This window comes from Paenibacillus xylanexedens, assembly GCF_007680605.1.
GTDB lineage: Bacteria > Bacillota > Bacilli > Paenibacillales > Paenibacillaceae > Paenibacillus > Paenibacillus xylanexedens_B.
The window spans coordinates 2,347,524-2,373,436 of sequence record NZ_VEIO01000001.1 but is presented as its reverse complement, the minus strand read 5'-3'; the positions used below and the strand labels follow the sequence as shown (position 1 = coordinate 2,373,436).

Annotated in this window: 27 protein-coding genes; 26 read left to right on the top strand and 1 reads right to left on the bottom strand. The window is 46.8% G+C overall.

Annotation, left to right across the window (positions count from 1 at the left end; translation table 11 throughout):
* Positions 1-389: 389 nt before the first annotated feature.
* From spoIVA to FS818_RS10460, 5 genes are all read left to right on the top strand, one after another.
* Complete coding sequence (gene spoIVA, locus FS818_RS10480) at positions 390-1,868, top strand: stage IV sporulation protein A (protein WP_090917242.1); 1,479 nt, start codon at positions 390-392, stop codon at positions 1,866-1,868.
* A 219-nt stretch (positions 1,869-2,087) separates the two neighbouring features.
* Entirely contained in the window at positions 2,088-3,185 is a 1,098-nt protein-coding gene (locus tag FS818_RS10475) for a sugar ABC transporter substrate-binding protein (RefSeq protein ID WP_145331746.1), read from the top strand.
* Between the two features lie 72 nt (positions 3,186-3,257).
* Positions 3,258-4,778, top strand: a complete 1,521-nt coding sequence (locus tag FS818_RS10470) for a sugar ABC transporter ATP-binding protein (protein ID WP_145331745.1) — start codon at positions 3,258-3,260, stop codon at positions 4,776-4,778.
* A complete protein-coding gene (locus tag FS818_RS10465) occupies positions 4,775-5,761 on the top strand; it encodes an ABC transporter permease (RefSeq protein WP_145331744.1) in 987 nt (328 codons plus the stop codon). Before FS818_RS10470 ends, FS818_RS10465 begins: the two co-directional genes overlap by 4 nt.
* A 216-nt stretch (positions 5,762-5,977) precedes the next feature.
* Positions 5,978-6,250 (top strand): HU family DNA-binding protein, encoded by a 273-nt coding sequence (locus FS818_RS10460; protein WP_090917341.1) that lies wholly within the window; start codon positions 5,978-5,980, stop codon positions 6,248-6,250.
* A 90-nt stretch (positions 6,251-6,340) separates the two neighbouring features.
* Here the strand turns inward: FS818_RS10460 and FS818_RS28750 are convergent, their stop codons facing one another.
* Positions 6,341-6,493 carry a hypothetical protein gene (locus tag FS818_RS28750; RefSeq protein WP_186331624.1) on the bottom strand — a complete coding sequence of 51 codons (153 nt, stop codon included), beginning with the start codon at positions 6,491-6,493 and terminating at the stop codon, positions 6,341-6,343.
* Positions 6,494-6,639: 146 nt separating this feature from the next.
* Here FS818_RS28750 and mtrB point away from each other — a divergent pair, with 146 nt between their 5' ends.
* From mtrB to FS818_RS10355, 21 genes are all read left to right on the top strand, one after another.
* Positions 6,640-6,861: a trp RNA-binding attenuation protein MtrB gene (gene mtrB / locus FS818_RS10455; RefSeq protein WP_090917232.1), complete on the top strand. Its 222-nt coding sequence runs from the start codon at positions 6,640-6,642 to the stop codon at positions 6,859-6,861.
* A 145-nt stretch (positions 6,862-7,006) separates the two neighbouring features.
* Positions 7,007-7,552, top strand: coding sequence for a hypothetical protein (locus FS818_RS10450; protein WP_186331625.1), 546 nt, complete (start codon positions 7,007-7,009; stop codon positions 7,550-7,552).
* A 105-nt stretch (positions 7,553-7,657) separates the two neighbouring features.
* The gene (locus tag FS818_RS10445; RefSeq protein WP_145331742.1) at positions 7,658-8,521 is read left to right on the top strand and encodes a heptaprenyl diphosphate synthase component 1; all 864 of its coding nucleotides are present in this window, start codon (positions 7,658-7,660) and stop codon (positions 8,519-8,521) included.
* 15 nt (positions 8,522-8,536) lie between these two features.
* Positions 8,537-9,265 carry a demethylmenaquinone methyltransferase gene (locus FS818_RS10440; protein WP_090917226.1) on the top strand — a complete coding sequence of 243 codons (729 nt, stop codon included), beginning with the start codon at positions 8,537-8,539 and terminating at the stop codon, positions 9,263-9,265.
* Positions 9,258-10,124: a UbiA-like polyprenyltransferase gene (locus FS818_RS10435; RefSeq protein WP_145331741.1), complete on the top strand. Its 867-nt coding sequence runs from the start codon at positions 9,258-9,260 to the stop codon at positions 10,122-10,124. The genes FS818_RS10440 and FS818_RS10435 overlap by 8 nt, the downstream gene beginning before the upstream one ends.
* Positions 10,124-10,744, top strand: a complete 621-nt coding sequence (locus FS818_RS10430) for a UbiX family flavin prenyltransferase (protein WP_186331626.1) — start codon at positions 10,124-10,126, stop codon at positions 10,742-10,744. Before FS818_RS10435 ends, FS818_RS10430 begins: the two co-directional genes overlap by 1 nt.
* 5 nt (positions 10,745-10,749) lie before the next feature.
* Positions 10,750-10,953, top strand: coding sequence for a hypothetical protein (locus FS818_RS10425; RefSeq protein ID WP_145331740.1), 204 nt, complete (start codon positions 10,750-10,752; stop codon positions 10,951-10,953).
* A gap of 142 nt (positions 10,954-11,095) precedes the next feature.
* Positions 11,096-12,070, top strand: coding sequence for a polyprenyl synthetase family protein (locus FS818_RS10420; protein ID WP_145331739.1), 975 nt, complete (start codon positions 11,096-11,098; stop codon positions 12,068-12,070).
* A 132-nt stretch (positions 12,071-12,202) separates the two neighbouring features.
* Positions 12,203-12,646: a nucleoside-diphosphate kinase gene (ndk, locus tag FS818_RS10415; protein WP_145331738.1), complete on the top strand. Its 444-nt coding sequence runs from the start codon at positions 12,203-12,205 to the stop codon at positions 12,644-12,646.
* A gap of 24 nt (positions 12,647-12,670) precedes the next feature.
* Positions 12,671-13,462 (top strand): CheR family methyltransferase, encoded by a 792-nt coding sequence (locus FS818_RS10410; protein ID WP_145331737.1) that lies wholly within the window; start codon positions 12,671-12,673, stop codon positions 13,460-13,462.
* Between the two features lie 168 nt (positions 13,463-13,630).
* A complete protein-coding gene (gene aroC / locus FS818_RS10405) occupies positions 13,631-14,800 on the top strand; it encodes a chorismate synthase (RefSeq protein ID WP_145331736.1) in 1,170 nt (389 codons plus the stop codon).
* Position 14,801: 1 nt separating this feature from the next.
* The gene (gene aroB / locus FS818_RS10400; RefSeq protein WP_145331735.1) at positions 14,802-15,896 is read left to right on the top strand and encodes a 3-dehydroquinate synthase; all 1,095 of its coding nucleotides are present in this window, start codon (positions 14,802-14,804) and stop codon (positions 15,894-15,896) included.
* Between the two features lie 4 nt (positions 15,897-15,900).
* A complete protein-coding gene (gene aroH / locus FS818_RS10395) occupies positions 15,901-16,269 on the top strand; it encodes a chorismate mutase (RefSeq protein ID WP_123066021.1) in 369 nt (122 codons plus the stop codon).
* A gap of 518 nt (positions 16,270-16,787) precedes the next feature.
* A complete protein-coding gene (gene trpE, locus FS818_RS10390) occupies positions 16,788-18,356 on the top strand; it encodes an anthranilate synthase component I (RefSeq protein ID WP_145331734.1) in 1,569 nt (522 codons plus the stop codon).
* A 67-nt stretch (positions 18,357-18,423) separates the two neighbouring features.
* The gene (gene trpD, locus FS818_RS10385; protein ID WP_145332844.1) at positions 18,424-19,464 is read left to right on the top strand and encodes an anthranilate phosphoribosyltransferase; all 1,041 of its coding nucleotides are present in this window, start codon (positions 18,424-18,426) and stop codon (positions 19,462-19,464) included.
* On the top strand, positions 19,454-20,242 hold the full coding sequence (gene trpC / locus FS818_RS10380; protein WP_145331733.1) for an indole-3-glycerol phosphate synthase TrpC: 789 nt from the start codon (positions 19,454-19,456) through the stop codon (positions 20,240-20,242). The genes trpD and trpC overlap by 11 nt, the downstream gene beginning before the upstream one ends.
* 53 nt (positions 20,243-20,295) lie before the next feature.
* On the top strand, positions 20,296-20,979 hold the full coding sequence (locus FS818_RS10375) for a phosphoribosylanthranilate isomerase (RefSeq protein WP_145332843.1): 684 nt from the start codon (positions 20,296-20,298) through the stop codon (positions 20,977-20,979).
* Positions 20,976-22,172 (top strand): tryptophan synthase subunit beta, encoded by a 1,197-nt coding sequence (trpB, locus tag FS818_RS10370; protein WP_145331732.1) that lies wholly within the window; start codon positions 20,976-20,978, stop codon positions 22,170-22,172. The genes FS818_RS10375 and trpB overlap by 4 nt, the downstream gene beginning before the upstream one ends.
* Positions 22,172-22,978, top strand: coding sequence for a tryptophan synthase subunit alpha (gene trpA / locus FS818_RS10365; RefSeq protein WP_145331731.1), 807 nt, complete (start codon positions 22,172-22,174; stop codon positions 22,976-22,978). Before trpB ends, trpA begins: the two co-directional genes overlap by 1 nt.
* Positions 22,979-23,038: 60 nt before the next feature.
* Entirely contained in the window at positions 23,039-24,139 is a 1,101-nt protein-coding gene (gene hisC / locus FS818_RS10360) for a histidinol-phosphate transaminase (RefSeq protein WP_145331730.1), read from the top strand.
* A 26-nt stretch (positions 24,140-24,165) separates the two neighbouring features.
* The gene (locus FS818_RS10355) at positions 24,166-25,260 is read left to right on the top strand and encodes a prephenate dehydrogenase (RefSeq protein WP_145331729.1); all 1,095 of its coding nucleotides are present in this window, start codon (positions 24,166-24,168) and stop codon (positions 25,258-25,260) included.
* The last annotated feature ends 653 nt before the right edge of the window (positions 25,261-25,913 follow it).

Below are 25,913 nucleotides of genomic sequence, written 5' to 3'. Positions count from 1 at the left end.
GTGGTGTATCTCTTTTTTTCTGAAAAGAATAGGATTCAAAATGTGAGAGGTGTCATAAACAGAGAGAGGTTCTCATAAAGTAGATTGAAATAAAGACGCGCAGTCCGGGATCGGAGGATGCTCTTCATGTCACCATCATGAGATAAAAAAACAAAAAAACACGTCATATTGCCGCATACAGGTACATAAGATGATACTAGTCCAATTGCATGTACGAGTTAACGCCGCTCTCGCCGGTTTCATCAGAATGCAACGTTCGGCGGCGGACGACTTCCGGGCACTCACAAAGGCGGCTCTACCGTTGCAGGGATTTCAGTCTTCTGATTGAAAAAACGAAGCGGATGCTCTTTAGCATTTTTCCTTCGGAGTAATTTAAGGAGGGGATTTCATTGGAGAAAGTGGACATTTTTAAGGACATAGCTGAGCGGACCGGAGGGGATATTTATCTCGGGGTTGTCGGCGCAGTCCGGACGGGGAAATCAACATTTATTAAACGATTCATGGAAACGATCGTATTGCCTAACATCGCAAGTGAGGCTGATCGCGCCCGTGCAGTGGATGAACTTCCACAAAGTGCTGCAGGTAAAACGATCATGACAACCGAGCCCAAATTTGTACCGAATAATGCAGTTCAGATCAAAGTGGCTGAAGGACTGGACGTCAATGTACGTTTGGTGGATTGTGTGGGTTACGCCGTGGAAGGCGCAAAGGGATACGAGGATGAAAATGGTCCGCGTATGATCTCCACACCTTGGTTCGAGGAGCCGATTCCATTCCAGGAAGCAGCCGAGATTGGTACCCGTAAAGTCATACAGGAGCACTCCACGCTTGGTGTCGTGGTCACAACAGACGGAACCATTGCCGAAATCGCTCGCAGCTCCTATGTGGAATCAGAAGAGCGAGTGATTGCAGAGCTGAAAGAAGTGGGTAAACCGTTCGTTCTGGTCATCAACTCCACCCGGCCTCGTAGTGAAGAAGCGTTGCAACTTCGTAGCGAGCTGGCTGCCAAGTATGATATTCCGGTCATGACGCTAAGTGCTGCCACGATGACGGAAGATGATGTCACTGGTGTACTCCGTGAAGTATTGTATGAATTCCCTGTGCATGAAGTCAATGTGAACCTCCCGAGCTGGGTTATGGTGCTGAATGACACACACTGGCTTCGTAACAACTATGAGAATTCGGTACGGGATACAGTAAAAGATATTCGCAGGTTGCGCGACGTGGATCGTGTCGTGTCACAATTCATGGAATATGAGTTTATCGACCGTGCGGGTCTTAGTGGCATGAATATGGGGCAAGGTGTAGCAGAGATCGATCTCTACGCGCCGGATGAGTTATACGACCAGATTCTCGTGGAAGTTGTGGGTATTGAAATCAGGGGCAAGGATCATCTCTTGCAACTGATGCAGGAGTTCTCCCATGCGAAGAGAGAATATGACCGCTTCGCAGAGGCACTCGAAATGGTCAAAACAACAGGTTATGGCATTGCTGCTCCTTCACTTGCCGAGATGGCGCTGGATGAACCGGAGCTGATTCGTCAGGGTACGAAATTCGGCGTTCGCCTGAAAGCGACGGCACCGTCCATCCACATGATTCGCGTCGATGTGGAGTCGGAGTTCGCACCGATTATCGGTACGGAGAAACAGAGTGAGGAACTGGTGAGATATCTGATGCAGGATTTCGAAAACGATCCGATCAAGGTATGGGATTCAGATATGTTTGGTCGCTCGTTACACTCCATTGTGCGTGAAGGCATTCAGGGTAAAATCGCGATGATGCCGGATAATGCAAGATATAAACTGCAAGAGACACTGGGTAGAATCATTAACGAAGGCTCAGGCGGATTGATCGCCATCATACTTTAACTATTCAAAAGACCGTGAGGCTTGATCTCATGGTCTTTTTCTTTGAGTTTATTTCTTGAATATGGATGAAATGGATGTGTGAATGATTTATTTTCGAAAAATGTAGTAAGTTTCAGCTTTAAATCACTAAAACATATTTACATACTAGGAATTAGCCGTTATATTAATAAACAAATATTGTGATTGAAGTCACAGCGAGTGAAACAGGGGGAGAACGAGATGAAGAAAAGAAATTTCAAATGGGTTGGATTAAGCGTTTTACTTGTATTCGTACTGGCGTTGTCAGCTTGCGGAATTAAAAAAGAACCAGCCGCCTCTTCTGCATCAGGATCAGCAGGTGAAACACCGAAGACGGAGGCCGTTACAGGACCTTTGAGCGGTAAACGCGTTGCGCTAATTATGGAATTTAATACAGGGACATTTTCACAACAGTATGTACAAGGTGTAAAAGAGGAAATCGCCAAATTCGGCGGTGAACTCACCACCTTTGTTGCAGATAATGATAAAGCAAAAATGGTATCGTTGCTCGACAGTGCAATCAACCAGAAATTCGATGTCATTTTGACAGACCACGGGGATTCGCTCTTGGAACCAGGGGTGAAAAAAGCAGTTGAGCAAAAGATACCAGTCGTTGTATTTGATGCTGCGATCAGTGTGCCAGGCGCTACGGTGTTGTCACAAGATGACCAGAAGATGGCTGAACTCACACTGGAACAGATGAAAAAAGATATCAATGGTCAAGGTAACATCGTGAAAGTCTGGGTGGCTGGCTTTGCTCCAATGGAACGTCGTCAGATTGCCTATGGAGAATTTTTGAAAGCCAATCCAGATATCAAGGAAATTGCAACATTTGGTTCTGCTCAGAATCCGGCACTGGATACGCAAGCGAAAATGGAAGCAATTCTGAAGCAATATCCAAAAGGTGAGATCACAGCAGTTTGGGCAGCCTGGGACGAGTTTGCCAAAGGGGCAGCGCGTGCCATTCAGCAAGCTGGACGTGATGAGATCAAGGTATACGGAATTGATATGAGTGACGAGGATCTGCAAATGATTCAGGACCCGAAAAACCCTTGGGTCGCTTCAGCCGCTGTAGATCCAACGGACATTGGACGTGTACAAGTTCGATATGCATATCAGAAGTTGCATGGTGACCAAACCGAAGATGCGGTTGTTCTTAATCCGGTATATGTACAACGCGAAGCTTTACCTGATAAACAAATCTCTACGTCAGAGTTGTCCGAGTATGTTAAAGGCTGGGGAGGCAGTACACAAGGCATCAAGGACTGGATGAGCGAATACGGCATTACTGCAAAGTAAGTTGCGTTACGGGCGCGCCGCAAGGTGCGCTTTTTCAGTACAAAGGTATTACAGCAGATGGGAGGCAACATCATGACAAAGGACCCGATATCGCTGGACATGGAGCATATTTCTAAACAGTTTTCAGGCGTACCTGCGTTGAAGGACGTACATTTCTCTGTCCGAGGTGGAGAGATTCATGCGTTGCTGGGAGCTAACGGAGCTGGCAAAAGCACGTTAATGAAAATATTGTCGGGAGCGTATCAACTGGATGAAGGGGCTATTCGTCTGAATGGTTATAAGCTCCAGCTTGGCTCACCCCGAGAGGCGAAGGCCAGCGGCATTCACTGCGTGTATCAGGAGGTGGATGCTGCGCTTGTGCCACAGCTGACTGCTGCCGAGAACATTATGCTGGATCAGTTAGCTTCATCTGCCGGAGGTTGGTGGAAAAGTCCAAGAACGCTACAGCAACGAGCCAAGGACGCTCTGAAGCAGTTGGGTGCGGATCAAATATCGATTCACCGTAAAGTGGCTGAGCTAACGCTGGCGGAGAAACAGATGATTCTGCTTGCACGCATCCTGATTCAAGATGCCAAGGTCATTATTTTCGATGAACCAACCGCACCGCTCAGTCAAGAGGAAACCGATGCATTTTTTCGTATTGTACATGTGCTGAAGGATCGAGGGGTAGCCTGCATCTTTATTACCCATCGCCTTGCCGAAGTAACGAGTCACTGTGACCGGGTTACTGTGATGAGGGACGGTCGTCATGTGTTTACCGGTGAAACAAATGGACTGACGATCAATGATCTGGTTACGCAAATGTTAGGTAAACCGTTCGAAGAAGAGTTTCCCAAGACCGAAGCACCTGTGGGAGAGCTGCTTCTGCAAGCAAGAGGTCTTAGGCGCGGATTGAAGGTAAAAGGAGTGGACCTTGAGGTTCGCCGCGGTGAAGTGCTAGCTGTGGTCGGGCTCGTGGGTGCTGGAAAAACGGAATGCTCTCGTCTGCTGATTGGTGCCGATCAATTGCAGGCAGGCGAGATAAGGTTACTCGGACGGAACATCCGTCTGTCTCAACCTGCTGATGCAGCGGCTCTGGGCATTGTATCTGTGCCGGAGGAGCGGCGTAAACAAGGCATTCTCATTCAAGAGAACGTGGAACGTAATCTGAGCCTGCCCTTGCTAGCCAATCTTAGTCGACTGGGCTTTGTTAACCGCAAACGTGAGCGTCAGCATGCAGAGTCACTAGTAGAACAACTCGGCATCAAGACTTCGTCCGTGAAACAGGAAGTGAAGTATTTGAGCGGTGGTAATCAGCAAAAGGTAGCCATAGGAAAATGGTTGCGTACGGATGCAGATGTATTTATTTTTGACGAACCGACAAAAGGTGTGGATATCGGGGCGAAAAGTGACATTTTCCGCATCATTAATGAGTTGGCGCTGGCCGGTAAAGCGGTCATCTATTTTACATGTGAACTAGATGAAGGACTGGGCATCGGAGATCGGATTGCGGTCATGTGTGAAGGGGTTATCGTAAAAGAGTTCCAGCGTGGCGAGACGAACCAAGAACAGCTGCTTTACTATGCAAGCGGTGGACAAGAGGTGGAAGCATGAAGGATAAATCACTCGATTTTGCGTTCCGGTATGGAGCGATTATAGTCATTATAGGCGTTATTGCTTTTTTCGGCATAAAACTGCCCTATTTCTTCACGTATAGCAATTTGACGGATATTTTGGGTTCGATCTCGATCGTAACCTTTGTGGCGATTGGTGTAACATTATCTCTTATTGTCGATGGATTCGATCTCTCTGTGGGAGCGACCGTCTCGTTGACAACCGTTGTTACAGCATCACTAATGATCTGGTACCAGCAGCCTTTGGCTGTCGTTATTATCGTGCCATTGGTTATCGGGGCTGTCATTGGTCTGCTGAACGCACTGCTGATTGTTAAGCTACGTATTCCGGATCTGCTTGCGACGCTTGCAACAATGTACATCATCGGAGGTATCCACAAAACGTATGCGCAGGGATATACCATCTACAATCACATGCAGTTCCCGGATGGAAGCAAAGCTGCCGGAGAGATGGACCCGACATTTCTGCTGATTGGACAAGGAAAATGGCTGGGCATGCCGATCTCGGTTATTCTGCTGCTTATTGCTGTCATCGGTGTTCATATCTTTTTGACATACACCAAATATGGCCGGCAAATGTATATTACAGGCGGAAATGAAGAGGCGGCAAGGTTGTCCGGGATCAAGGTGAAAAAGGTACGAACACTTGCTTATGTGGCAGCTGGAGTCTTTGCGGCTATTGGAGGAATCATCTATGCATCCAAAGTGGGGTCGGGACAGATTGATGCCGGATCTCCATTGTTAATGGAATCCGTAGCTGCGGTATTTGTTGGTTTCTCTGTCTTCGGGGCTGGGAAGCCGAATGTGATCGGAACCTTTATCGGTTCAGTTCTGATTGGTGTCCTGGTCAATGGATTAACGATGATGAACGTTCAGTATTTTACCCATGATATTGTCAAAGGTGGAGTGCTTGTGCTTGCTCTGGCAGTTACATTTTACGTTTTAAACCGTAGCCGCACTTGAAATTGTGTGCTGTCTGTATTAGTATAAAATTTGTTCGGCGTCAGAAACACGCGTGGTTTCTGGCGGCTTTTGCCAGAAATGACTGTGGGCCGCAGGCGGAGATGAATGTTCATCGCTCAAAATGGTCAACGTTTTTTTGTGAATGAACGTATATTTCCTAATAAAACGGAAACACAGTATAACATTCAGGACATTGATTCAGGAGGTGAAAAACAAATGAACAAATCAGACTTGATTACACATGTATCCGAGGCTACTGAACTGTCCAAAAAAGATGTAACGAAAGCGGTTGATGCCGTATTCGAAGCGATCTCTGAGGCTCTTCAAAACGGAGACAAAGTACAATTGGTTGGTTTTGGGAACTTCGAAGTTCGCGAGCGCTCTGCACGTAAAGGACGCAACCCGCAAACAGGTGAAGAAATCGAAATTCCTGCGAGCAAAATTCCTGCGTTCAAACCAGGTAAAGCGCTCAAAGACGGAATTAAATAAGATTTCTACATATTCCATATGTCAACAAAAAGACCGTGACTTGTTCACGGCCTTTTCTTTTGCCTGTAAACGGGAAATTTTCGTAATCTGCTACTCAAGCTCCTTACTTTTTTCTGAAAGTTCCGGTTGTTCGCTGTAAGCGATTAGAATCAGATCTTTGCCCGTAACAGCAGACAGATGATGCTCAATCTCCTGTAACTGCTGCACATGCTCTTCCTTGAGCACAGCTGGGGTGTACTTCATGCGAACTCTCCTTTCCTGGCTGATCCGTTATAGTATGACCCGGTAATTATGGTTTCTTGCGGTATATTCCCTCCAGGACTTGTTGACAAATGAAACAATCTTGATCATCATTAACGCTATGAAATTAGAAAAGGGGACGTGCAGCGATGGATCACTCTACGGGCAATGACTTTATCGTAATTAAAGCAGAAGAAAACGGTGTACAGGTGATTGGCTTGACCCGGGGGCAGGACACACGTTTTCATCACACGGAGAAGCTGGACAAAGGCGAAGTGATGATTGCTCAATTTACAACACATACTTCGGCCATTAAAATCCGGGGAAAAGCTACGCTGATTACGAAGCATGGAGAGATTGAATCGGAATAGTCTTGAAAGAGTTTGACTAGGTACATTAAAAGGTTGAATGGGTTAGATGAAAATTGCAGGCATAGCCTGCTTTTTTTGATTGTACAATGAGGTATGGGCCTTTACCGGACAGACTACACTAACAGGTAAAGGCAGGGAGGCGCTTATGAAACCGGGAATGATTGTGACTGCGTCCATGCTGTCAACGATTGCGGCAGTCATCGTGCTCGTGGTTTTTCAAAGCTTACATACACGTACATGGGGCGGGGACCGGGCAGAGCCTGTAACCGCTTCTCATCAAACGATTCAGTTGACCAATGATAATCTGGTTGATGTACTGAGTTCACTGCATATGTCTACGCCGATTGCCAGAGTGGAGTGGAAGCAGTCTATTTTGACACTCGACCTCAAAGTAAAAGGAACGGATACGAGTTATACTGAAATTTATGAAAATATGGCGGCAGTCGTCGATCTGAGTTTTCGCAGTGTAGACAACGTAGAGCAGGTGTTACTTCGCGTCATGGCCGAGGATGAATGGGTGCATAGACGCCATCTGCTACTTGCGGCAGATATTCGGCGAGGAGAATGGCCGATGTACGCCATTGACATGCTTCGGACGTGGAACAGCGCGGCATTTTCGGAGGATTTAAAAGACTGGTTCAATCTGATGCAGACAGAACTGTGGAAGAAGCAGTTCGAAAAGACAAGTTAGGGTAATCAATAGCAGGATTCAGTGCGTGCCGAATAAACATATGCTATAATATATAAGATTGTAGTGCAGAAATGGTTTGATAAAGCAAAGCCTCGGAGGATGAGAATGAATTCATATCGCGTACCCCAACTTGCAAAGAAATATACGGATTACGACATGATTCGACAACATACGGAAATCCCGTCATTTCCGGATAGCCGGGCGCGTCTGTTACAGGTATTTGTGGGCCGAACAGACGAAAAGGGTCATCAGGAACTTTACGCTCTTGCGACCTCGCTCGTTCAGTTGGCTATGGATACGCATGATCGAATCGATACGATTTCCGGTGATCGGGGAGAACTGGAGATGCGTTCACGCCAATTAAATGTTCTCGCTGGAGATTATCTGAGTAGCCGTTTCTATCAGTTGCTTGCTCATGCAGGCAAAATAGAAATGATCGGTAAGCTTAGCGGTGCTGTTTCCGAAGTAAACGCACGCAAGATGACGCTGTATGAACGGATGAAAAAACTTCTCGTTTCGGCTGATGAATATTTGCGTGAAACGGTACAGCTGAGAATGCAGCTGTTTCTTTCATTTACAGACATGATGGCTGTTGAGGATAAGCCGTTATGGAACAGCTTGCTGATGGAGTTCAGCACTTGCGAAACCATCGCAGAAGAGATGAAGCGACTGCATGACGAGCAACAGATGCTTCATAGCTATGCGTTCTGGCATGTGTATGAGAACGGCAATGACGAGGAACGCAGTCATTTGTCTCGGATGGAGCTCGAACCACGTATATGGAGTTCCATGGTGCTTAAATACAGCGTAAGCGAGGTGTTGCTGGACAAGCTTCGCGAGTGCACACACCGCATTCAGCTTTTGCTGCAAGATGAGGAAGGTCTTCAAGGCATGCATGAGTTCGATGCAATTCTTGAGCCTTACCTGTCCTATGTGCAGCCTTCACATGCGGCAGTAAGGGAAGATTGAGGGGGAGACAGACGAATGGGTAGCGGAGAGACCAAACCGAAAGAAGAATTTGTCCATTCGGTTTTTCAGAGTATAGCCGGCAAGTATGACGTTATGAATGATATTCTGAGTTTCCGCAGGCATAAAGCTTGGCGCAAATTCACGATGAAGAAGATGAATATGTCTAAGGGAGACACTGGACTGGATTTGTGCTGCGGCACATGCGACTGGACGCTCGCTATGGCACAGGCAAGTGAAACGGGGCACATGCACGGACTGGATTTCAGTAGCAATATGCTGGAAGTGGGCCAGACGAAAATTGATGCGGTAAACCGTTCAAAACAGATTACGCTCGTTCAGGGGAACGCGATGTCGTTGCCTTTTGAAGACAATACGTTCGATTATGTAACGATTGGATTCGGTCTACGTAACGTGCCTGATCTAAGACAGGTTTTGTCTGAAATGAAACGTGTTGTAAAACCCGGCGGTATGGTGGTTTGTCTGGAATTGTCCAAACCGACTTGGCAGCCGTTTAAAGGGATTTATTATTTTTATTTTGAGCATATGCTGCCAAACATGGCGAAATTGTTTGCCAAACGTTATGAGCAGTATAAATGGCTGCCGGACTCTCTGGCGCTTTTCCCGGGTAGAAAGGAACTGGCAGACATTTTTGTTGAAACTGGATTGCAACAGGTGCAGGCCTACCCCCTAACCGGAGGCATCGCGGCACTGCATATTGGAACCAAGGAGAATCAGAATGTTTAGGAAAATTCGCATCTTTTTAGAAATGATCAAGATTGAACATACGCTTTTTGCTTTACCTTTTGCTTTTATGGGCGCCATCCTAGGATCGATGGTTGTTAACAACACGTTCCCGAGCTGGATGCAGATTATGTGGGTACTGCTTGCTATGGTTGGTGCACGGAGTGCCGCATTTGGTTTGAACCGGATTATTGACCAGGCGATTGACGCAAAAAACCCACGTACGGCGATGAGAGCTATTCCAGCAGGCTTGCTGAAGAATGGCGAGGTTATTATTTTTATCATCGTCTCGTTTATTTTATTATTCTGGGCATCATCCAATCTTAATGTATTATCCATGCAGTTGTTGCCGATTGCGGTCTTCATGTTAGTGCTTTATTCGTACACCAAACGGTTCACATGGCTTTGTCATGTCGTATTGGGGATGACCATTGGCCTTGCTCCTTTGGGAGGATGGGTGGCTGTAACAGGTACCATGGATTGGACAGCGATTGTGCTGTACGTTACGATTGTATTCTGGACTGCCGGTTTTGACATTATTTATGCATGTCAGGATCTGGAGTTTGATCAGGGAGAAGGTTTGCATTCCATTCCGTCCCGCTTCGGACTTGTGAAATCATTGCAGATTGCCAAGTTCTTTCATATCATTACAGCGATTGGTTTCCTTGCCTTGTTGCTAATGACCGATCTGAGCTGGTGGTATGGCGCAGGTATGCTGATTACGTATGGTATCCTTCTTTATGAGCACTATATAGTGTCACCTAATGATATGAGCCGGGTACAAACGGCATTCTTTACGATGAATAGTGTACTGAGTCTGGTCGTATTTACGTTTACACTTATTGATCTGGCGGTGAAATAATGATGCAGCAACCGGAGAATAAACGACTTGTTGTCGGAATCACCGGAGCGAGTGGCAGCATATATGGTATCCGATTGATTGAAACGTTGCTTGACCTGGGATATTCCGTTCACTTGGTAATCTCCAATGCGGGCTGGCGCGTACTAAAAGAAGAAATGGACTGGGATGTAACGAACCGGGAGAGCCTGCTTCAAGAAAAATTCGGTCATCGCGGTGGATCGTTAATCTATCATCCCGTTAGTGACATTGGGGCATCAATTGCCAGCGGTTCTTATCTGGCTGAAGGCATGATTATCATGCCTTGCTCCATGGGCACTCTTTCATCGATTGCCAACGGATCTTCAGACAATCTGATGTCGCGTGCGGCAGATGTGATGATGAAAGAAGGCAGAACGTTAATTCTTGTGCCGCGTGAGACGCCTTTGCATGCCATTCATCTGGAAAATATGTTAAAGCTTTCACGTCTTGGTGTGCGAATGATCCCCGCGATGCCTGCCTTTTATTACAAACCTCAAAGTATGGAGGATTTAATTTTATTTTTAGTAGGTAAAGTGCTGGATAGCTTGCGCATCCCGCATCAACTGTTTACAAGATGGGGAGAACCGGATGAAAGGGGATAATGTAAATGAGCCATACTTTTCTGGTAACCGGATCAGAAAAGTACAGCTTATGGACATATCCCCTGACTCCCGGGGTATTGGTGAGTGCTGATGGCGATATAAGAGTGCCCACAGTCTTGACCCATGCTCCGGCAACTTCTGTGCTTTGGATTGATTCAGAATTGGTCGCAGCGTTTAAATCCCGAATGTCGGTACTGGCATTCGAATAGGCATCATGACGGGCGCTGTAGAAGAACACAAGCAGGAACGGCAAGCTTAGGGCGAACGCTTTTTGCCTGTAGGCTCGGGCTTGCTGGAGGGGAAGGTAAGCATGGAATTTTGGACTGACAATACGCTGACACGGGTGAACGAATGAAACTACTGGACATTTTCGGATTGTTAAAAAAGGACATGGATTACGTTGAAAAAGAGTTGTATCGCAGCGTAAAAGGCGAACAAAAGTTACTGAGTGAAACTTCGCTTCATCTGCTTAAGGCAGGTGGAAAACGACTGCGGCCTGTTTTTGTGCTTTTAGGTGGCAAATTTGGTACATACGATATCGAGCGTTTGAAGCTCGTAGCCGTTCCATTGGAACTTATTCATTCTGCTTCCCTCGTTCATGATGATGTCATTGATAATGCGGAGACTCGCCGGGGCAAACCTACCGTCAAGTCTAAATGGGACAATCGGATTGCGATGTATACAGGTGACTATATCTACGGCAAAGCGCTAGAGATGACGGCAGGACTTTCTGATCCCGCTATTCACCGAATCCTTGCCAAAGCGATGGTACAGATGTCCATTGGTGAGATGGAACAGATTCGGGACTTTTTTAATACAGGTCAGAGTGTGCGTAACTATCTGCTACGTATTCGTCGCAAAACTGCGCTTTTGATTGCAGTGAGCTGCCAGCTCGGAGCGCTCGCTACTCGTGCACCTGAGCACATTTCATCTTTGTTGTATACCTATGGATACAATGTGGGCATGGCTTTTCAGATTCAGGATGATGTTCTGGACTTGGTAGGTACGGAGAAACAACTTGGCAAGCCTCCAGGAAGTGATATGAAACAAGGCAACATCACGCTCCCTGTTCTGTATGCTCTGGAAGAAGAGCAATTACGTGAACCGTTGCTCAAGGAAATTTCGCGTGTGCATCAGGAAGAAGGACGTGCAAGTGCATCGGATGCAATTGGAATGATTCGCCAAAGTCAAGGAATTGCTAAAGCAGAAGCCCTTGCTGACCGATATATGAAGAAAGCGCTCGATGCTCTCGATCAGCTGCCTAATATCAAGACCACTAAAAATCTGCGAGACATTGCTCACTTTGTCGTTAAACGTACACATTAAGCTTGTGTGGTTTAATGCTCTACACGGATGTGAAATTCCTCATTGGGAGGATTTGGACTTGTATGTTACAATCAAAGGGATTGCGTTTACATAGTGATTAACTTTGAACCGTGAGTGAGGAGTGAACTGGTAATGGATCGTACATTTTTGATGGTGAAACCGGATGGTGTGCAGCGTGGTTTGATCGGCCGTATTATCAGCCGTCTGGAAGACAAAGGATTTAAGCTGGTAGCAGGGAAACTGGTGCAGATGTCGGAAGAACAGGCGAGGCGCCATTATGCTGAACATGAGGGCAAGCCGTTCTTTGATGATCTGGTTCGTTTTATCACTTCTGGCCCTGTATTTGCCATGGTGTGGGAGGGCGACGATATTGTGACACTTGCACGTATGGTCATTGGTAAAACGAATGTGAAGGAAGCGGCTCCAGGTACAATCCGCGGAGATTTCGCTAGCCATACACCGCATAATCTCATTCACGGGGCAGATTCGCCGGAAAGTGCTACTCGTGAAGCTGCCAATTTCTTTAGTCCCGACGAGCTGGTAACCTATGAGAAGAGCATCGCAGCCTGGTTGTAATTATTAGCCAAAGGGTGATGTACGATGCTGGAGCAAGAACAACTAGACCCGGATTATGCCGGATTCATTCGTAAAATTAAAGAGAGCACAGGCATTGATCTTGCTCAGTACAAGGAAGGCCAGATGAAAAGAAGGCTGACCACACTACGTAACAAAAACGGGTTTAATACATTTTCACTCTTTTTTGATGCGATGCAGAAGGAGAAGTCGTTATTTTACGAGTTTCTGGATCGCATGACCATTAACGTATCGGAATTTTGGCGCAACCCGAATCGCTGGGAAGTGTTGCGTGATGAGATTCTGCCTGAGCTCGTGGGTTCCAAACGCAAGGTCAAGGTATGGAGTGCTGCTTGTTCGACTGGTGAGGAGCCATACACGATTGCCATGATTTTGGATACGCTAGGTATTTTGAAAGAAAGTTCCATTACGGCAAGTGACCTGGATGAAGGTGCGCTCGCCAAGGCGAAGGAAGGCCGTTATATGGAACGTTCGCTGAAAGACGTGCCTCCAGAAACGGCGAGTCGATATTTCAAGCAAGACGGTATGATGTATCGCATTGATGAGAAATTAAAAAGCTCGATCAACTTCAAGAAGCAAAATTTGCTGGTTGACCGTTTTGATGATGGATATGATCTGATCGTATGCCGGAATGTCATGATTTATTTTACAGAGGAAGCGAAAAACCTGTTGTATCACAAATTCGCAGCCAGTCTGCGTCCAGGTGGGATGTTGTTCGTAGGCAGCACAGAGCAGATTTTCTCCCCCGGACAATACGGGCTGGAGACGGCAGAGACGTTTTTCTATCGGAAAAAATAAATCAGTGTATAGATCAACCGCCTGGGGTGCATGAAGATGTGCTCAGGCGGTTGTTTGCATAAGAAAAAGCGGCTTTCTTGTCAAAGCTGGTCAGCTATACTATAATAAGCAAAGAAATTATGGGATTTTAGCAATGTGAAGTTTAACAGTTTAAAGGGGGAACGTATTATGAGTTTACGTTATTTAACCGCAGGGGAAACGCACGGACCCCAATTGACCGCAATTATCGAAGGACTGCCAAGTAATTTGAATATTGATTTTGAAGAATTGAACTTTCAGCTTCATCGCCGTCAGAAAGGGTATGGCCGCGGACGCCGGATGCAGATTGAGAAAGACCAAGCTAATTTTGTTGGCGGAATTCGTCATGGATATACGACAGGTGCTCCGGTAGCGCTCGTTGTTCAAAATAATGACTGGAAGCACTGGCAGAATATTATGAACATTGAGCCGATTGAAGGCAGCGATGAAGAGAAACGTCGTGTTCATCGTCCGCGCCCTGGACATGCCGATCTGAACGGTGGTTTGAAGTACAATCTCAAAGACTTGCGTAATGTCCTGGAACGCTCCAGTGCGCGTGAGACAACGGTACGTGTAGCATGTGGTGCCATTGCACGTCAGTTCTTGGCTGAATTCGGTATTAAAGTGGCGGGACGAGTTATTCGCATCGGGGAGATTGAAGCGCCGTATAAGGATCTTCCGATTGATGAACTGATTGCAGTGACGGAAGCATCTTCGGTTCGTGTGACTGATGCGGAGACAGAGAAGAAAATGGAAGCCTACATTGATCAGATCAAGCAAGAAGGCGACTCCATCGGCGGAATTGTAGAATGTATCGTTGAGGGTGTTCCTATTGGTCTAGGAAGCCACGTACAGTATGATCGCAAGTTGGATGCTCGCATCGCTCAAGGTGTAATGTCGATCAATGCGTTCAAAGGTGTAGAGATCGGCATCGGCTTCGAAGCGGGTACGATTCGTGGCTCTCAGGTACATGATGAGATCCTGTATACGGAAGATCGTGGTTACCACCGTGCAACCAATCGTCTTGGCGGGTTTGAGGGAGGTATGACCAACGGTATGCCGGTTGTGGTGCGCGGAGTAATGAAACCTATCCCAACGTTGTACAAGCCGTTGCAAAGCGTAGATATCGATACCAAAGAGGCTTTTTCGGCTCAGGTTGAACGTTCTGATGCTTGTGCGGTTCCGGCTGCCAGCGTCGTTATGGAGCATGTTGTTGCATGGGAAGTTGCCAAGGCATTCCTGGAGAAATTCGGCGGGGATTCCATGGAGGAAATTCGGGCAAACGTTGCCAGCTACCAAGCCCAATTGGAGAATTACTAATATGCGTCAGTTGACAGTACAGCTTGAAGAGCGCTCTTATCCTATATTGATTGGCAGCGGCCTGCTGGCTCAAGCTCCGCAATATTTTGAACAATATGGTTTAACTAAAAAAAGTCCGCTTCTGATCATTACAGATGATCATGTAGCTCCGATATACTTGCATGGATTAGAGCAAACGTTGCGTGCGGCGGGATATTCCGTCGTATCCGCAGTCGTGCCATCAGGTGAGACTTCGAAATCACTTGCGGTTTATCAGGATATGATGACAGTAGCGATTGAAGGCAAACTGGACCGCAGTTCGGCGATTCTCGCTTTAGGGGGAGGCGTCGTGGGTGATCTGGCTGGTTTTGTCGCAGCTACATATATGCGCGGGGTGAAGTTTGTGCAGATCCCGACAACCATCCTTGCTCATGACAGTAGCGTTGGCGGTAAAGTGGCGGTCAATCATCCTCTTGCGAAAAATATGATTGGTGCTTTCCATCAGCCGGAGCTTGTACTGTATGATGTGGACACACTGCAATCGTTACCGCCAAGAGATGTATCGGCCGGTTTATCTGAGATGCTGAAGCACGGACTGATCCGTGATGAAGCTTTTGCCCATTGGTGCGAAGAACATGCGCAAGCGTTGCTTTCACTTGATCCCGAGAAACTTGGATACGGACTGGAACGTGGATGCAGCATCAAAGCCGAAATCGTGTCGAACGATGAAAGGGAGAATGGAGAACGTGCACTCCTGAATCTGGGTCATACGATTGGACATGCGATTGAAGCGATTGCTGGATACGGTGAATTTCTGCACGGAGAAGCCATTTCTATCGGCATGGCTGGATCGGCATTAATTGGTGAGAAACTCGGAGCCACAGCAGGGCTGTATGAGGATACTGTTCGTATGTTGCGTTCTCTTCGACTTCCCGTGACGTTGCCTGCACATCTAAGTACGGATGCTTTGATGGAAGCGATGATGCATGATAAGAAATTCCGTGAGGGCCATATGGTCTTTATCGTTCCTGATCGGATTGGATCTGCCAGAATCGTGAAGGATGTGCCGGTTACGGTTGTTCGTGAAGTCATTGAACTGCTTAGGAAGGGAGAATAACAGCATGGTTACACGGGGAATTCGCGGGGCGACCACGGTCACCCAGAACAGTGAAGAAGAGATTTTGAAAGAAACAGCAGTTCTTCTTCAGGAAATTGTTGACCGGAACAAGATAGTACCGGAAGATATTTGTAGCGTATGGATTACGATGACCGGAGATCTGGATGCGGCTTTTCCAGCAAAAGTGATTCGTCAGTTAGATGGATGGGAGCTTGTGCCTTTGATGTGTGCACTAGAGGTTCCTGTTAAAGGCGCTCTGGCGAAGTGTATTCGTTTTATGGTACATGTGAACACAACCAAAGCACAAAATGAAATTCATCACGTGTACCTTAACGGTGCACAAGCATTACGTCCCGATCTGGCAGGCCGTTAAGTTTCTTGAATGGTCGTGGTTGTCAAACCGGTGAATATGATGTATAGTGAGAAGCAGTTGAGTAGAGTTTAGATTGAGCTGAGAGTAGCTGAGTTGAGCCTAGTATATAGCAGAGTCCAGTGTTTGGTAGCCGATGCATCCGAAATCGGTCAACGCATTCACGGTACGTCTTGCTAAGGAGAAGTACAGGAGAAGAGAGTAGACGTGTCAGAGGACATCGTTTATTCGCATATATCTGACAAACATTTCACGGCATCTACCATTGAGGAGATTTAAGTTTTACAATGGATGAAAATGATGCGAACGAGATGTTACCAAGTGTATGTCATCTTACATACATCTGAAACATGGATTAACATGGATCAGTTGCCTGTCACTCGCCCTTCGCAAAAGTATAGGGACTTGTTATTTATGGAGCAACATACTTGAATACAGCTTATAACCAAACCTCTACCTCATGGTAGAGGTTTTTTGTCGTAATATCTTTCTTCTACCTAAACCTGAAAGGACGTGATCTGATGATAACGCCAAACGTTAATCAAGTACTGAAAATGTCAAATGAATATAATCTGATTCCGGTTGTTAAACGGATTTTGGCTGATATGGAGACGCCAATTCGTATCTTCCGTCGTTATGCGGACAATGACCGAGCGTTTTTGCTTGAAAGTGTAGAGGGTGGCATTCAATGGGCCAGATATTCCTTCATCGGTACAGATCCGTTTCTGATGATTTCGGGGAAGAAAGGTCGTATTGTCGTTGAGGAAGCCGGAAAGACCCGCGAACTACCGGGCAAACCCATTGAAGAACTGAAAGCATTGCTTCGCAAATATCGGAGCCCTAAGCTGGATGAACTTCCCCCTTTTACAGGTGGAGCCATTGGATTTTTTGGATATGACCTGTTGCAGTATTATGAGAAGCTTCCAGCTCATGCGCTGGATGATCTGAATATGGATGATATTCGCTTTATGTTTTGTGATCAAATTGTTGTTTTTGACCATGTGAAGCAGCACATGTTGCTCGTTGGCAATGTACACGTTAAAGATGGGGCAACAGACGAAGAGATTCGTCAGGCGTATGCAGCCACTTCCGAGAAGCTTGAACAAGCGGCAGAGCGTCTGCAACAGCAAGGGCCAGGGGAAAACCTGAACCCGCGTTCAATTCCTGGAGATGTGGAGCTTGGAGACATTCGTTCCAATCTGACGAAAGAGCAATTCATCGACAACGTGGAGCAAGCCAAGGAGTATATCCGTGCAGGAGACATTTTCCAGGTAGTGCTGTCGCAACGTTTTCACATTGATACGGAAATTTCCCCGTTACATGTATATCGCGTATTGCGGACATTGAATCCGTCGCCTTATATGTATTATTTGAAAATGGACGATGAGATTATCGTAGGTACCTCACCTGAGGCGCTCGTCAAAGTTGACGGCAATCGTGTAGAAACACGTCCTATCGCAGGCACACGTCCAAGAGGAGCGACAGAGGCAGAAGATCGCGCGCTTGCGGCTGATTTGCTACAGGATGAGAAGGAGCGCGCGGAGCATCTGATGCTGGTGGATCTGGGAAGAAATGATCTGGGGCGAGTATCCACTTTTGGCAGTGTGAAGTGTGACATGTTCATGGAGATCGAGCGTTACTCTCACGTTATGCATATGGTATCGAACGTTACAGGCGAGTTAAGAGAAGATAAGGACTTCTTCGATGCGTTCCTTTCCTGTCTGCCAGCTGGAACCGTATCTGGTGCGCCGAAGCTACGTGCGATGGAGATTATTGCGGAATTGGAAAAGGAAGCACGGGGTGCATATGCAGGAGCGATTGGTTACCTTGGATTCTCCGGAAATATGGATGCATGTATTACAATCCGTACGATTATTTTCAAAAAGGGAAAAGCATATGTTCAAGCCGGAGCCGGAATTGTATGGGATTCTGTGCCTGAGAAGGAATATGAAGAGACCGTGAACAAAGCCAAAGCACTGTTAAAGGCCATTCGTACGGCTGAAGCGATGTTCCCGGTAAAAGCTGCAGATCCAAAATTAAGCCTGGCTAACGCTGATTATTTTGTTACACCAACTTCGGCAACGAACTGAGAGAGGAGGACTGGAAATGAACTTGAATCCATTGATGAATGACAGTCAGGTGCTACCCGAGGAAGTGATTTCCGGGAAAGAAGGAATGAAGCAAGGGCTCGCTAAAATTCTCGAAGGCAGTAACCTGGAGCAGGACGAGGCACGTGAACTGATGTATTCGATCATGCGAGGTGAAGCTACTCCGGCTCAAATCGGAGGGTTGCTGATGGCTCTTCGTATGAAGGGGGAAACGGTGGATGAGATCACTGGTTTTGCTCAGGCAATGCGTGGACAGGGGGGGCGGATTCTGACGGATGGCAGAGGCTTGTTGGACACGTGTGGCACAGGCGGATCAGGAATTCATAAATTCAACATCTCCACCGCATCGGCAATCATTGCTTCGGCCGTTTCGGTTCGAGTAGCCAAACATGGCAATCGTTCAGCTTCTGGCAAAGCAGGCAGTGCGGATGTGTTGGAAGCGCTTGGCGTTAATATTCATCTGAATGGAGAACAGGCCAGACAATGTCTGGATGAGATAGGAATCTGTTTCTGTTTTGCTCAGGTATACCATCCATCCATGCGTCATGCGGCTGCTCCGAGAAAAGAGCTGGGTGTGCGCACGATTTTCAATATGCTTGGACCATTAACCAACCCAGCCGGTGCAGATCGTCAATTGCTCGGATTGTATGATCGTTCCCGGACGCCGATGATTGCAGAAGTGCTTAACCGTCTCGGTTTGAAAAGAGCGCTGGTTGTTGCCAGCCACGACGGTTTGGACGAAATTAGTATCTCTGCACCTACACAGGTATCGGAGTTGCGAAACGGGGTAGTAAACACGTATGACATTGATCCACGCGATATGGGGCTGTCTTTGCATCCGCTCGAAGCGGTGCTTGGAGGAGATGCGGCACAGAACGCCGAAATTATACATCGGATCTTCCAGGGTGAACGCAGTGCTTACCGTGACGTTGTGCTGCTGAATGCCGGGGCATGTATTTATGTATCCGGCCTTGCGGACAGCATTGCAGATGGCGTAAAAATCGCTACAGAAGCAGTGGACTCGGGTAAAGCGGCCAGTAAGCTTGGACAGTTAATTCATACAACGGAGGCGTACAATCATGTATCTTGATCGAATCGTTGCTACAAAACATAAAGAAGTGCAGGCCCTTGCACAGACTTTTAACATGGATGAAGCTATGAAAAAGATGGAACAATTACCGGCTGCACGCGGGTTTGAACAGGCGCTGTCAAGCAGACGCAATCGTAAGCTGGGGCTTATTGCCGAAGTGAAGAAGGCCTCGCCGTCCAAAGGATTAATTCGTCCGGATTTTCATCCGGTAGAGATTGCTTCTGCCTATGAACGTGCGGGTGCTGATTGTATCTCTGTTCTGACGGATGTTTCCTATTTTCAGGGCAGTAACGAGTATTTGCAGGCTATTCATCAGGCTGTGAATATTCCGCTCTTGCGCAAGGACTTTATGATCGATGAGTCACAGATTGCAGAAGCTAGACTTCTGGGAGCAGATGCGATCTTGCTGATTGCCAGCATTCTCACGCCGGGGCAGATTCGCCAATTTCTTACGTTTGCGAAAAGTATTGGACTGGACGCTTTGATTGAAGTTCATGATCGGGCAGAGCTGGAAACGGTATTAGACATTCCTGAAGCGACACTCATTGGGATTAATAACCGAAATCTGAAAACGTTCGAAACCAGTCTGAATACCACGCTCGATCTGATGGAACTGATTCCACCAGGTGTGACGCTCATTAGCGAAAGCGGGATCGACGGTGCGGAATCGACGAAACCTCTGATTGAAGCTGGCGTGCATGGTATTCTCGTTGGAGAGCATCTGATGCGTAAAGACGATGTGGAAGCAGCTGTTTACGATCTGATGGGACCGAAATAATGAATAACTCGATATATGACGATACAGGTGCAGGTTCCCGTATACAAGGGGACTTGTTGCCGGCGGCCGTAAAAATATGTGGACTTCAGGACGTTGAAGTGCTAAAATCGATGATAAACTTGCCTGTGGACTATATCGGTGTCGTATTTGCCAAGTCCCGACGACAAATTACTCCTGAGAAGGCAGCGGAGTTGAGATCGGTTTTGTTTGAATGGCCTTTACATGAACGGCCGAAACTTGCTGGTGTTTTTGTGAATCCGTCAATGCAGGAACTGACGCATGTGATGGAAACCGTGTCTTTGGATGTAATCCAGTTGCATGGGCAGGAAAGTGCAGCATTCTGTCAACAAGTGAAAGAGCTCTGGCATGCAGATGTGTTCAAGGTCGTTTCTTTTCCCAAAGACGAAACAGAACTGGATGCGGATCATGCCGCTTTGCAACGGTTAAATGATTACGTGGGCTTCGTTGACGCGATCTTGCTGGATACCTTTGATCCATTGTATGGTGGCGGTTCTGGCAAAACATTTGCTTGGGAACGTATACCTGTATACGCAGAATGGGCTGCTGAACGTGGTATTGCCATGTTTGTCGCAGGCGGACTTCAGACGGATAATGTACAACATTTAATTCAAACGTACAGACCTTATGGCGTAGACGTATCAAGTGGCGTGGAGACGCAAGGTCTTAAAGATATATCCAAAATTACAGCATTTGTAGAAAGGGTGAAGCAGGCATGACACACCAATTGCCGGATGAACATGGGCGTTTCGGTCTTTTCGGAGGCCGTTTTGTACCCGAGACACTAATGAACGCTCTGATTGAACTAGAAGAAGCCTACAGCCGCTTCTCTGAGGATGAAGAGTTTAACAAGGAATTGAATTATTTGCTCAGTGAATATTCCGGACGAGAGACACCTCTCTATCACGCGGAGCAATTATCACGTCATCTGGGTGGTCCCAAAATTTATTTGAAACGTGAAGATCTGAATCACACAGGTGCACATAAAATCAACAATGCGATTGGACAAGGGCTCCTTGCTAAACGGATGGGGAAAAAGAAAGTCATTGCTGAAACCGGTGCAGGCCAGCACGGGGTTGCGACAGCAACCGTTGCGGCATTGCTCGGACTGGAGTGCAAAGTATTCATGGGTGAGGAAGATACCCAGCGTCAACAGCTAAATGTATTCCGCATGAAATTGCTCGGAGCAGAAGTCATTCCGGTTACGTCTGGCACACGTACATTGAAAGATGCTGGTAACGAAGCGCTTCGTTATTGGGTCAGTAATGTAGAAGATACTTTCTATGTACTGGGATCTGTTGTCGGACCTCACCCGTATCCAATGATGGTACGTAATTTCCAGCGCGTGATCGGAGACGAGACTCGTCGTCAGATTCAAGAGATCGAAGGACGCCTTCCGGATGTTATTGTAGCGGCTGTTGGCGGCGGAAGTAACGCCATCGGTATGTTCTACCCTTTTATCGGAGATCAGGATGTTAAATTGGTTGGTGTTGAAGCAGCAGGAAAAGGTGTGGATACCGAGTACCATGCGGCAACGATGAGCAAAGGGACACATGGTGTATTCCAGGGCTCGATGAGTTATCTGCTACAAGATGAATATGGGCAAGTGCAACCTGCACACTCCATCTCGGCAGGTCTGGATTATCCAGGGGTTGGACCGGAACACTCTTATCTTAAAGATATTGAACGGGCTAAATATGTTCCAATTACCGATCAGGAAGCCTTGGATGCTTTGCAATTGTTAAGCCGCACGGAAGGCATTATTCCTGCCCTGGAGTCGGCCCATGCGGTTGCTCAGGTCGTGAAGCTGGCGCCGGAACTGACTGCTGATGATATCATTGTGATCTGTCTGTCTGGGCGCGGGGATAAAGACGTAGAATCCATTATGAAGTATACGGGAGGTAACTTGTAATGAATCTGATGGACCAAACCTTCCAGCAATTAAAAGAACAAAAACGCACGGCACTTATTCCGTTTCTTACCGTTGGTGATCCGGATGTGAACACCACTATTGACATTATCAAGGAGCTTGAACAAGCAGGAGCAGACATCTTGGAGCTTGGTGTTCCGTATTCCGATCCGCTCGCAGACGGTCCTGTTATTCAGCGTGCTTCCGAGCGTGCATTGAAAAGCCAAATCACGATTCGTACGGTGATGAAGACGGCGGCTAAAGCTCGTGAAGCGGGCGTAAAGTTACCGTTTGTGTTATTTACGTATTACAATCCGGTGTTGCAAACGGGTCTGGATACTTTCTTTGACGAATTGATCAAACATGATATCAGCGGCATGATTATCCCGGATTTACCGATCGAAGAGGCAGAAGATATGCGTCGACGTGCCGATCAGGCCGGGGTTCATCTGGTTCCGCTTGTAGCTCCTACATCCAATGCTCGTATTGAGCGGATTGTCACTGGCGCGCGCGGATTTATCTATTGTGTTTCTTCACTTGGTGTAACCGGAGAGCGTGCATCCTTTTTTAACGGTGTAGAAAGTTTTATTGAAACGGTAAAAGGTCTGACAGATCTTCCTGTCGCAGTAGGCTTCGGCATTTCGAGCCATGAGCAGGTCGCTCATTTCTCCCGCATCTGTGACGGTGTCGTTGTAGGCAGCGCTATTGTGCGGCAAGTGGAAGAAGCAATCCCGCTACTCGAAAATGCGAATACCCGTGAGGCCGGACTGTTGCAAATTCGCAACTTTGTGGCACAATTAAAAGGATAATCGCATAAGTTGAACTTTTTTCCCACTTTACTCAATTTTGAGCAACAGGAGGCGGTCGAATTGAAACCGAAATCCCAGATTGTCAATCTGCCTGTGTATAAACCGGGCAAACCGATTGAAGAAGTTAAACGTGAGCTGGGGCTGGAGCACGTCATCAAGCTGGCCTCCAACGAGAACCCCTATGGCAGTTCTCCAGCTGTACTAGAGGCAATTACGAGAGAATTGGCTAATGTAAGTATTTATCCCGACGGAAGTGCAGCAGAACTCACAGCGGTGCTTGCCGAGCATTTGGGAGTAGAGCGAGACAATTTGATTTTTGGCTGTGGATCGGATGAAATTATTGCACTGATTACACGTGCGTTTTTTCTTCCCGGGGATGAGACCATTATGGCAGACCAGACCTTCTCCGTATATAAAAGCAATGCGGACATCGAAGGTGCTGTGACCGTAGAGGTCCCTTTGAAAAATGGAACTCATGACTTGCCAGCAATGCTGGCGCAAATCAACGATAAAACCAAAGCTGTCTGGGTGTGCAATCCGAATAATCCTACCGGTACGATCATTTCCGAAAAGGAGCTTATCAGCTTTATGGATCAGGTCCCGTCGAATGTAATGGTGGTACTGGACGAGGCTTATTACGAATTCGTAACGGACGAAGCTTATCCGCAAAGCGTTTCACTGATTAATCGTTACCCGAACTTGGTTGTTCTGCGGACCTTCTCCAAAATTTATGGTTTGGCATCACTTCGTATAGGTTACGGAATCGCGCGTCCGGAGATCATTGACCTGATTAACCGTGTACGGGAACCGTTTAACACTTCACGTCTTGGCCAGGTTGCGGCAATGGCCGGACTTCAGGATCAGACTTTTGTGCAGGAGTGTTCCAAACGGAATACTGAAGATCGGGAATGGTTACAAAATGAATTTTCACGACTGGGTTTGTCTTATTTCCCAAGTCAAGGGAACTTCATTTTGGTTGATGTGAACATGCCATCTGTCGAAGCGTTTCAGTCTTTGTTGAAACAGGGCATTATCGTTCGCTCGGGCTTTCACGTCTATCCAACATACATTCGTGTATCAGTGGGCACAGCGGAGCAGAATCGTGCGTTTATAGCGGCGCTGCAGAACACACTGGCGGAGAATGTGGCAGCACGCCCTTAATACTGGCGATGAAAGAGTGAGGACCCATGACCATAAAAATTGCAATGATTGGTGTCGGACTCATCGGCGGTTCACTTGCGCTTTGCTTTAAAGGCAAGCCAGGGATTACCGTCATGGGATACGCACACTTGGAAGAGTTAAAAGACAAGTACATAGCGAGCGGAGTAGTGGATGCTGCTACGCTCTCTCTGGAAGAAGCGGTGCAGGATGCCGACTTCATTTTTTTGTGTGTGCCTGTCGGTTTGCTTGAATCATATTTTGAACAACTGTCCAGACTGCCGCTGAAAAAAGGCTGTATCATTACAGATGTTGGTAGTACCAAAGCCTCCATTGCAGCTTGTGCAGAACATATCCGGTTAAAAGAGGCTTACTTTATCGGAGGGCACCCGATGGCAGGATCGGAACGGGCGGGTGTGGACGCGGCGTCAGCTGTATTATTTGAGAACGCCTATTATGTTCTTACCCCGTCCATGCATGTGCCTGAGGAGGCTTACGGCCGCTTATCCGAGCTTTTAGCGTATACTCGTGCACAGATTGTTCGGGTAGAACCTCTGTTGCATGATGATATTGTGGGTGCGATCAGTCATCTGCCCCATGTTATTGCTGTTGCTCTGGTGAATCAAGTACGTGAATATAACGAATCCAATCCGCTGTATAAAATGCTGGCAGCAGGTGGTTTTCGGGATATTACGCGGATTGCGTCCAGCGATGCTATTGTCTGGAGGGATATTTTGCTGAGTAACCGAGAAGTATTGCTGGAGTTGCTTAAGGACTGGAATAGTCAAATGTCGTCCTTTACAACGATGTTAGAGCAAAAGAACGGGGAAGGCATTGAGGATGCATTTCGTCAGGCGCGGGAATTCCGCAGTGTATTGCCTGAGCGACGCAAGGGCATGATATCGCCTTTATTCGATCTGTATACAGATGTGCAGGATGCTCCGGGTATGATCGGTAAAATAGCAACAGAGCTCGGGACAAATGATATCAACTTGAGTAACCTTGAGATTATTGAAAACCGGGTGGACGTGCCGGGGATTATGCGTTTATCATTCCGTCAGGAAGAGGATATGGAACGAGCGAAGACTCTGCTAGCATCTTTAGGTTATCAGGTGTGGATTTAGGGTGGCAAAAGAGGGCGAGAGCTCTCTTTTTTTTGTAACCAGTGTGAGAACTACGTTTTTAGACAAAAAAAAGACCGCTTACATAAGCGGCCATTGCTCACGTGGAGCAATACAGTTATTGGATAGGAGTGGAGAGAAACCATACTGTACTTTTATTATATGTATACGTTTTCATTTTGTCAACACTTTGGACAAAATTATTTGTAAAACTTAGATTTCAAGGAAAAACCGTGCAATCAAGGCTTTTAATCTTAGCAAAAACATTCGTGAGGTGCGAAAAAGGATGTTGATAGAATGACCCAAAAAAATTTTCGGAAAAAATATTTCATTTTTGTAACCTTTCTAGAAGATACTACGTCTATAATATGCAAGGCTTTCCAAGTTGCTGTATTAAGAAGTCATGACAACGAATTGGATGGCATATAAATGTTAAGTCGGACAAAAGTGGATAGCAATGGATTTGCCAGGATGATGCAGACCGTTGTACAATGTTACTGTTATGTAGAAACGTTGGGGAAATTGCCATTACATAGGGGAATTTGGCGGAAGGGCCGAAAACGGTGCTGGACGCTTTTTTTATGCGGTTGAACCGCAACTTTTTTACGCCTGTTCGGTAATACATGGATAGAGTCGAACGGGGAGAAGCACATGGA

Excerpts from the sequence above, each read along its gene's own strand:
- FS818_RS10475 (WP_145331746.1), top strand. The coding sequence starts at position 2,088 with ATGAAGAAAAGAAATTTCAAATGGGTTGGATTAAGCGTTTTACTTGTA.
- FS818_RS10470 (WP_145331745.1), top strand. The coding sequence starts at position 3,258 with ATGACAAAGGACCCGATATCGCTGGACATGGAGCATATTTCTAAACAG.
- FS818_RS10465 (WP_145331744.1), top strand. The coding sequence starts at position 4,775 with ATGAAGGATAAATCACTCGATTTTGCGTTCCGGTATGGAGCGATTATA.
- FS818_RS10460 (WP_090917341.1), top strand. The coding sequence starts at position 5,978 with ATGAACAAATCAGACTTGATTACACATGTATCCGAGGCTACTGAACTG.
- FS818_RS28750 (WP_186331624.1), bottom strand. The coding sequence starts at position 6,493 with ATGAAGTACACCCCAGCTGTGCTCAAGGAAGAGCATGTGCAGCAGTTA.
- mtrB (WP_090917232.1), top strand. The coding sequence starts at position 6,640 with ATGGATCACTCTACGGGCAATGACTTTATCGTAATTAAAGCAGAAGAA.
- FS818_RS10450 (WP_186331625.1), top strand. The coding sequence starts at position 7,007 with ATGAAACCGGGAATGATTGTGACTGCGTCCATGCTGTCAACGATTGCG.
- FS818_RS10445 (WP_145331742.1), top strand. The coding sequence starts at position 7,658 with ATGAATTCATATCGCGTACCCCAACTTGCAAAGAAATATACGGATTAC.
- FS818_RS10440 (WP_090917226.1), top strand. The coding sequence starts at position 8,537 with ATGGGTAGCGGAGAGACCAAACCGAAAGAAGAATTTGTCCATTCGGTT.
- FS818_RS10435 (WP_145331741.1), top strand. The coding sequence starts at position 9,258 with ATGTTTAGGAAAATTCGCATCTTTTTAGAAATGATCAAGATTGAACAT.
- FS818_RS10430 (WP_186331626.1), top strand. The coding sequence starts at position 10,124 with ATGATGCAGCAACCGGAGAATAAACGACTTGTTGTCGGAATCACCGGA.
- FS818_RS10425 (WP_145331740.1), top strand. The coding sequence starts at position 10,750 with ATGAGCCATACTTTTCTGGTAACCGGATCAGAAAAGTACAGCTTATGG.
- FS818_RS10420 (WP_145331739.1), top strand. The coding sequence starts at position 11,096 with ATGAAACTACTGGACATTTTCGGATTGTTAAAAAAGGACATGGATTAC.
- ndk (WP_145331738.1), top strand. The coding sequence starts at position 12,203 with ATGGATCGTACATTTTTGATGGTGAAACCGGATGGTGTGCAGCGTGGT.
- FS818_RS10410 (WP_145331737.1), top strand. The coding sequence starts at position 12,671 with ATGCTGGAGCAAGAACAACTAGACCCGGATTATGCCGGATTCATTCGT.
- aroC (WP_145331736.1), top strand. The coding sequence starts at position 13,631 with ATGAGTTTACGTTATTTAACCGCAGGGGAAACGCACGGACCCCAATTG.
- aroB (WP_145331735.1), top strand. The coding sequence starts at position 14,802 with ATGCGTCAGTTGACAGTACAGCTTGAAGAGCGCTCTTATCCTATATTG.
- aroH (WP_123066021.1), top strand. The coding sequence starts at position 15,901 with ATGGTTACACGGGGAATTCGCGGGGCGACCACGGTCACCCAGAACAGT.
- trpE (WP_145331734.1), top strand. The coding sequence starts at position 16,788 with ATGATAACGCCAAACGTTAATCAAGTACTGAAAATGTCAAATGAATAT.
- trpC (WP_145331733.1), top strand. The coding sequence starts at position 19,454 with ATGTATCTTGATCGAATCGTTGCTACAAAACATAAAGAAGTGCAGGCC.
- trpB (WP_145331732.1), top strand. The coding sequence starts at position 20,976 with ATGACACACCAATTGCCGGATGAACATGGGCGTTTCGGTCTTTTCGGA.
- trpA (WP_145331731.1), top strand. The coding sequence starts at position 22,172 with ATGAATCTGATGGACCAAACCTTCCAGCAATTAAAAGAACAAAAACGC.
- FS818_RS10355 (WP_145331729.1), top strand. The coding sequence starts at position 24,166 with ATGACCATAAAAATTGCAATGATTGGTGTCGGACTCATCGGCGGTTCA.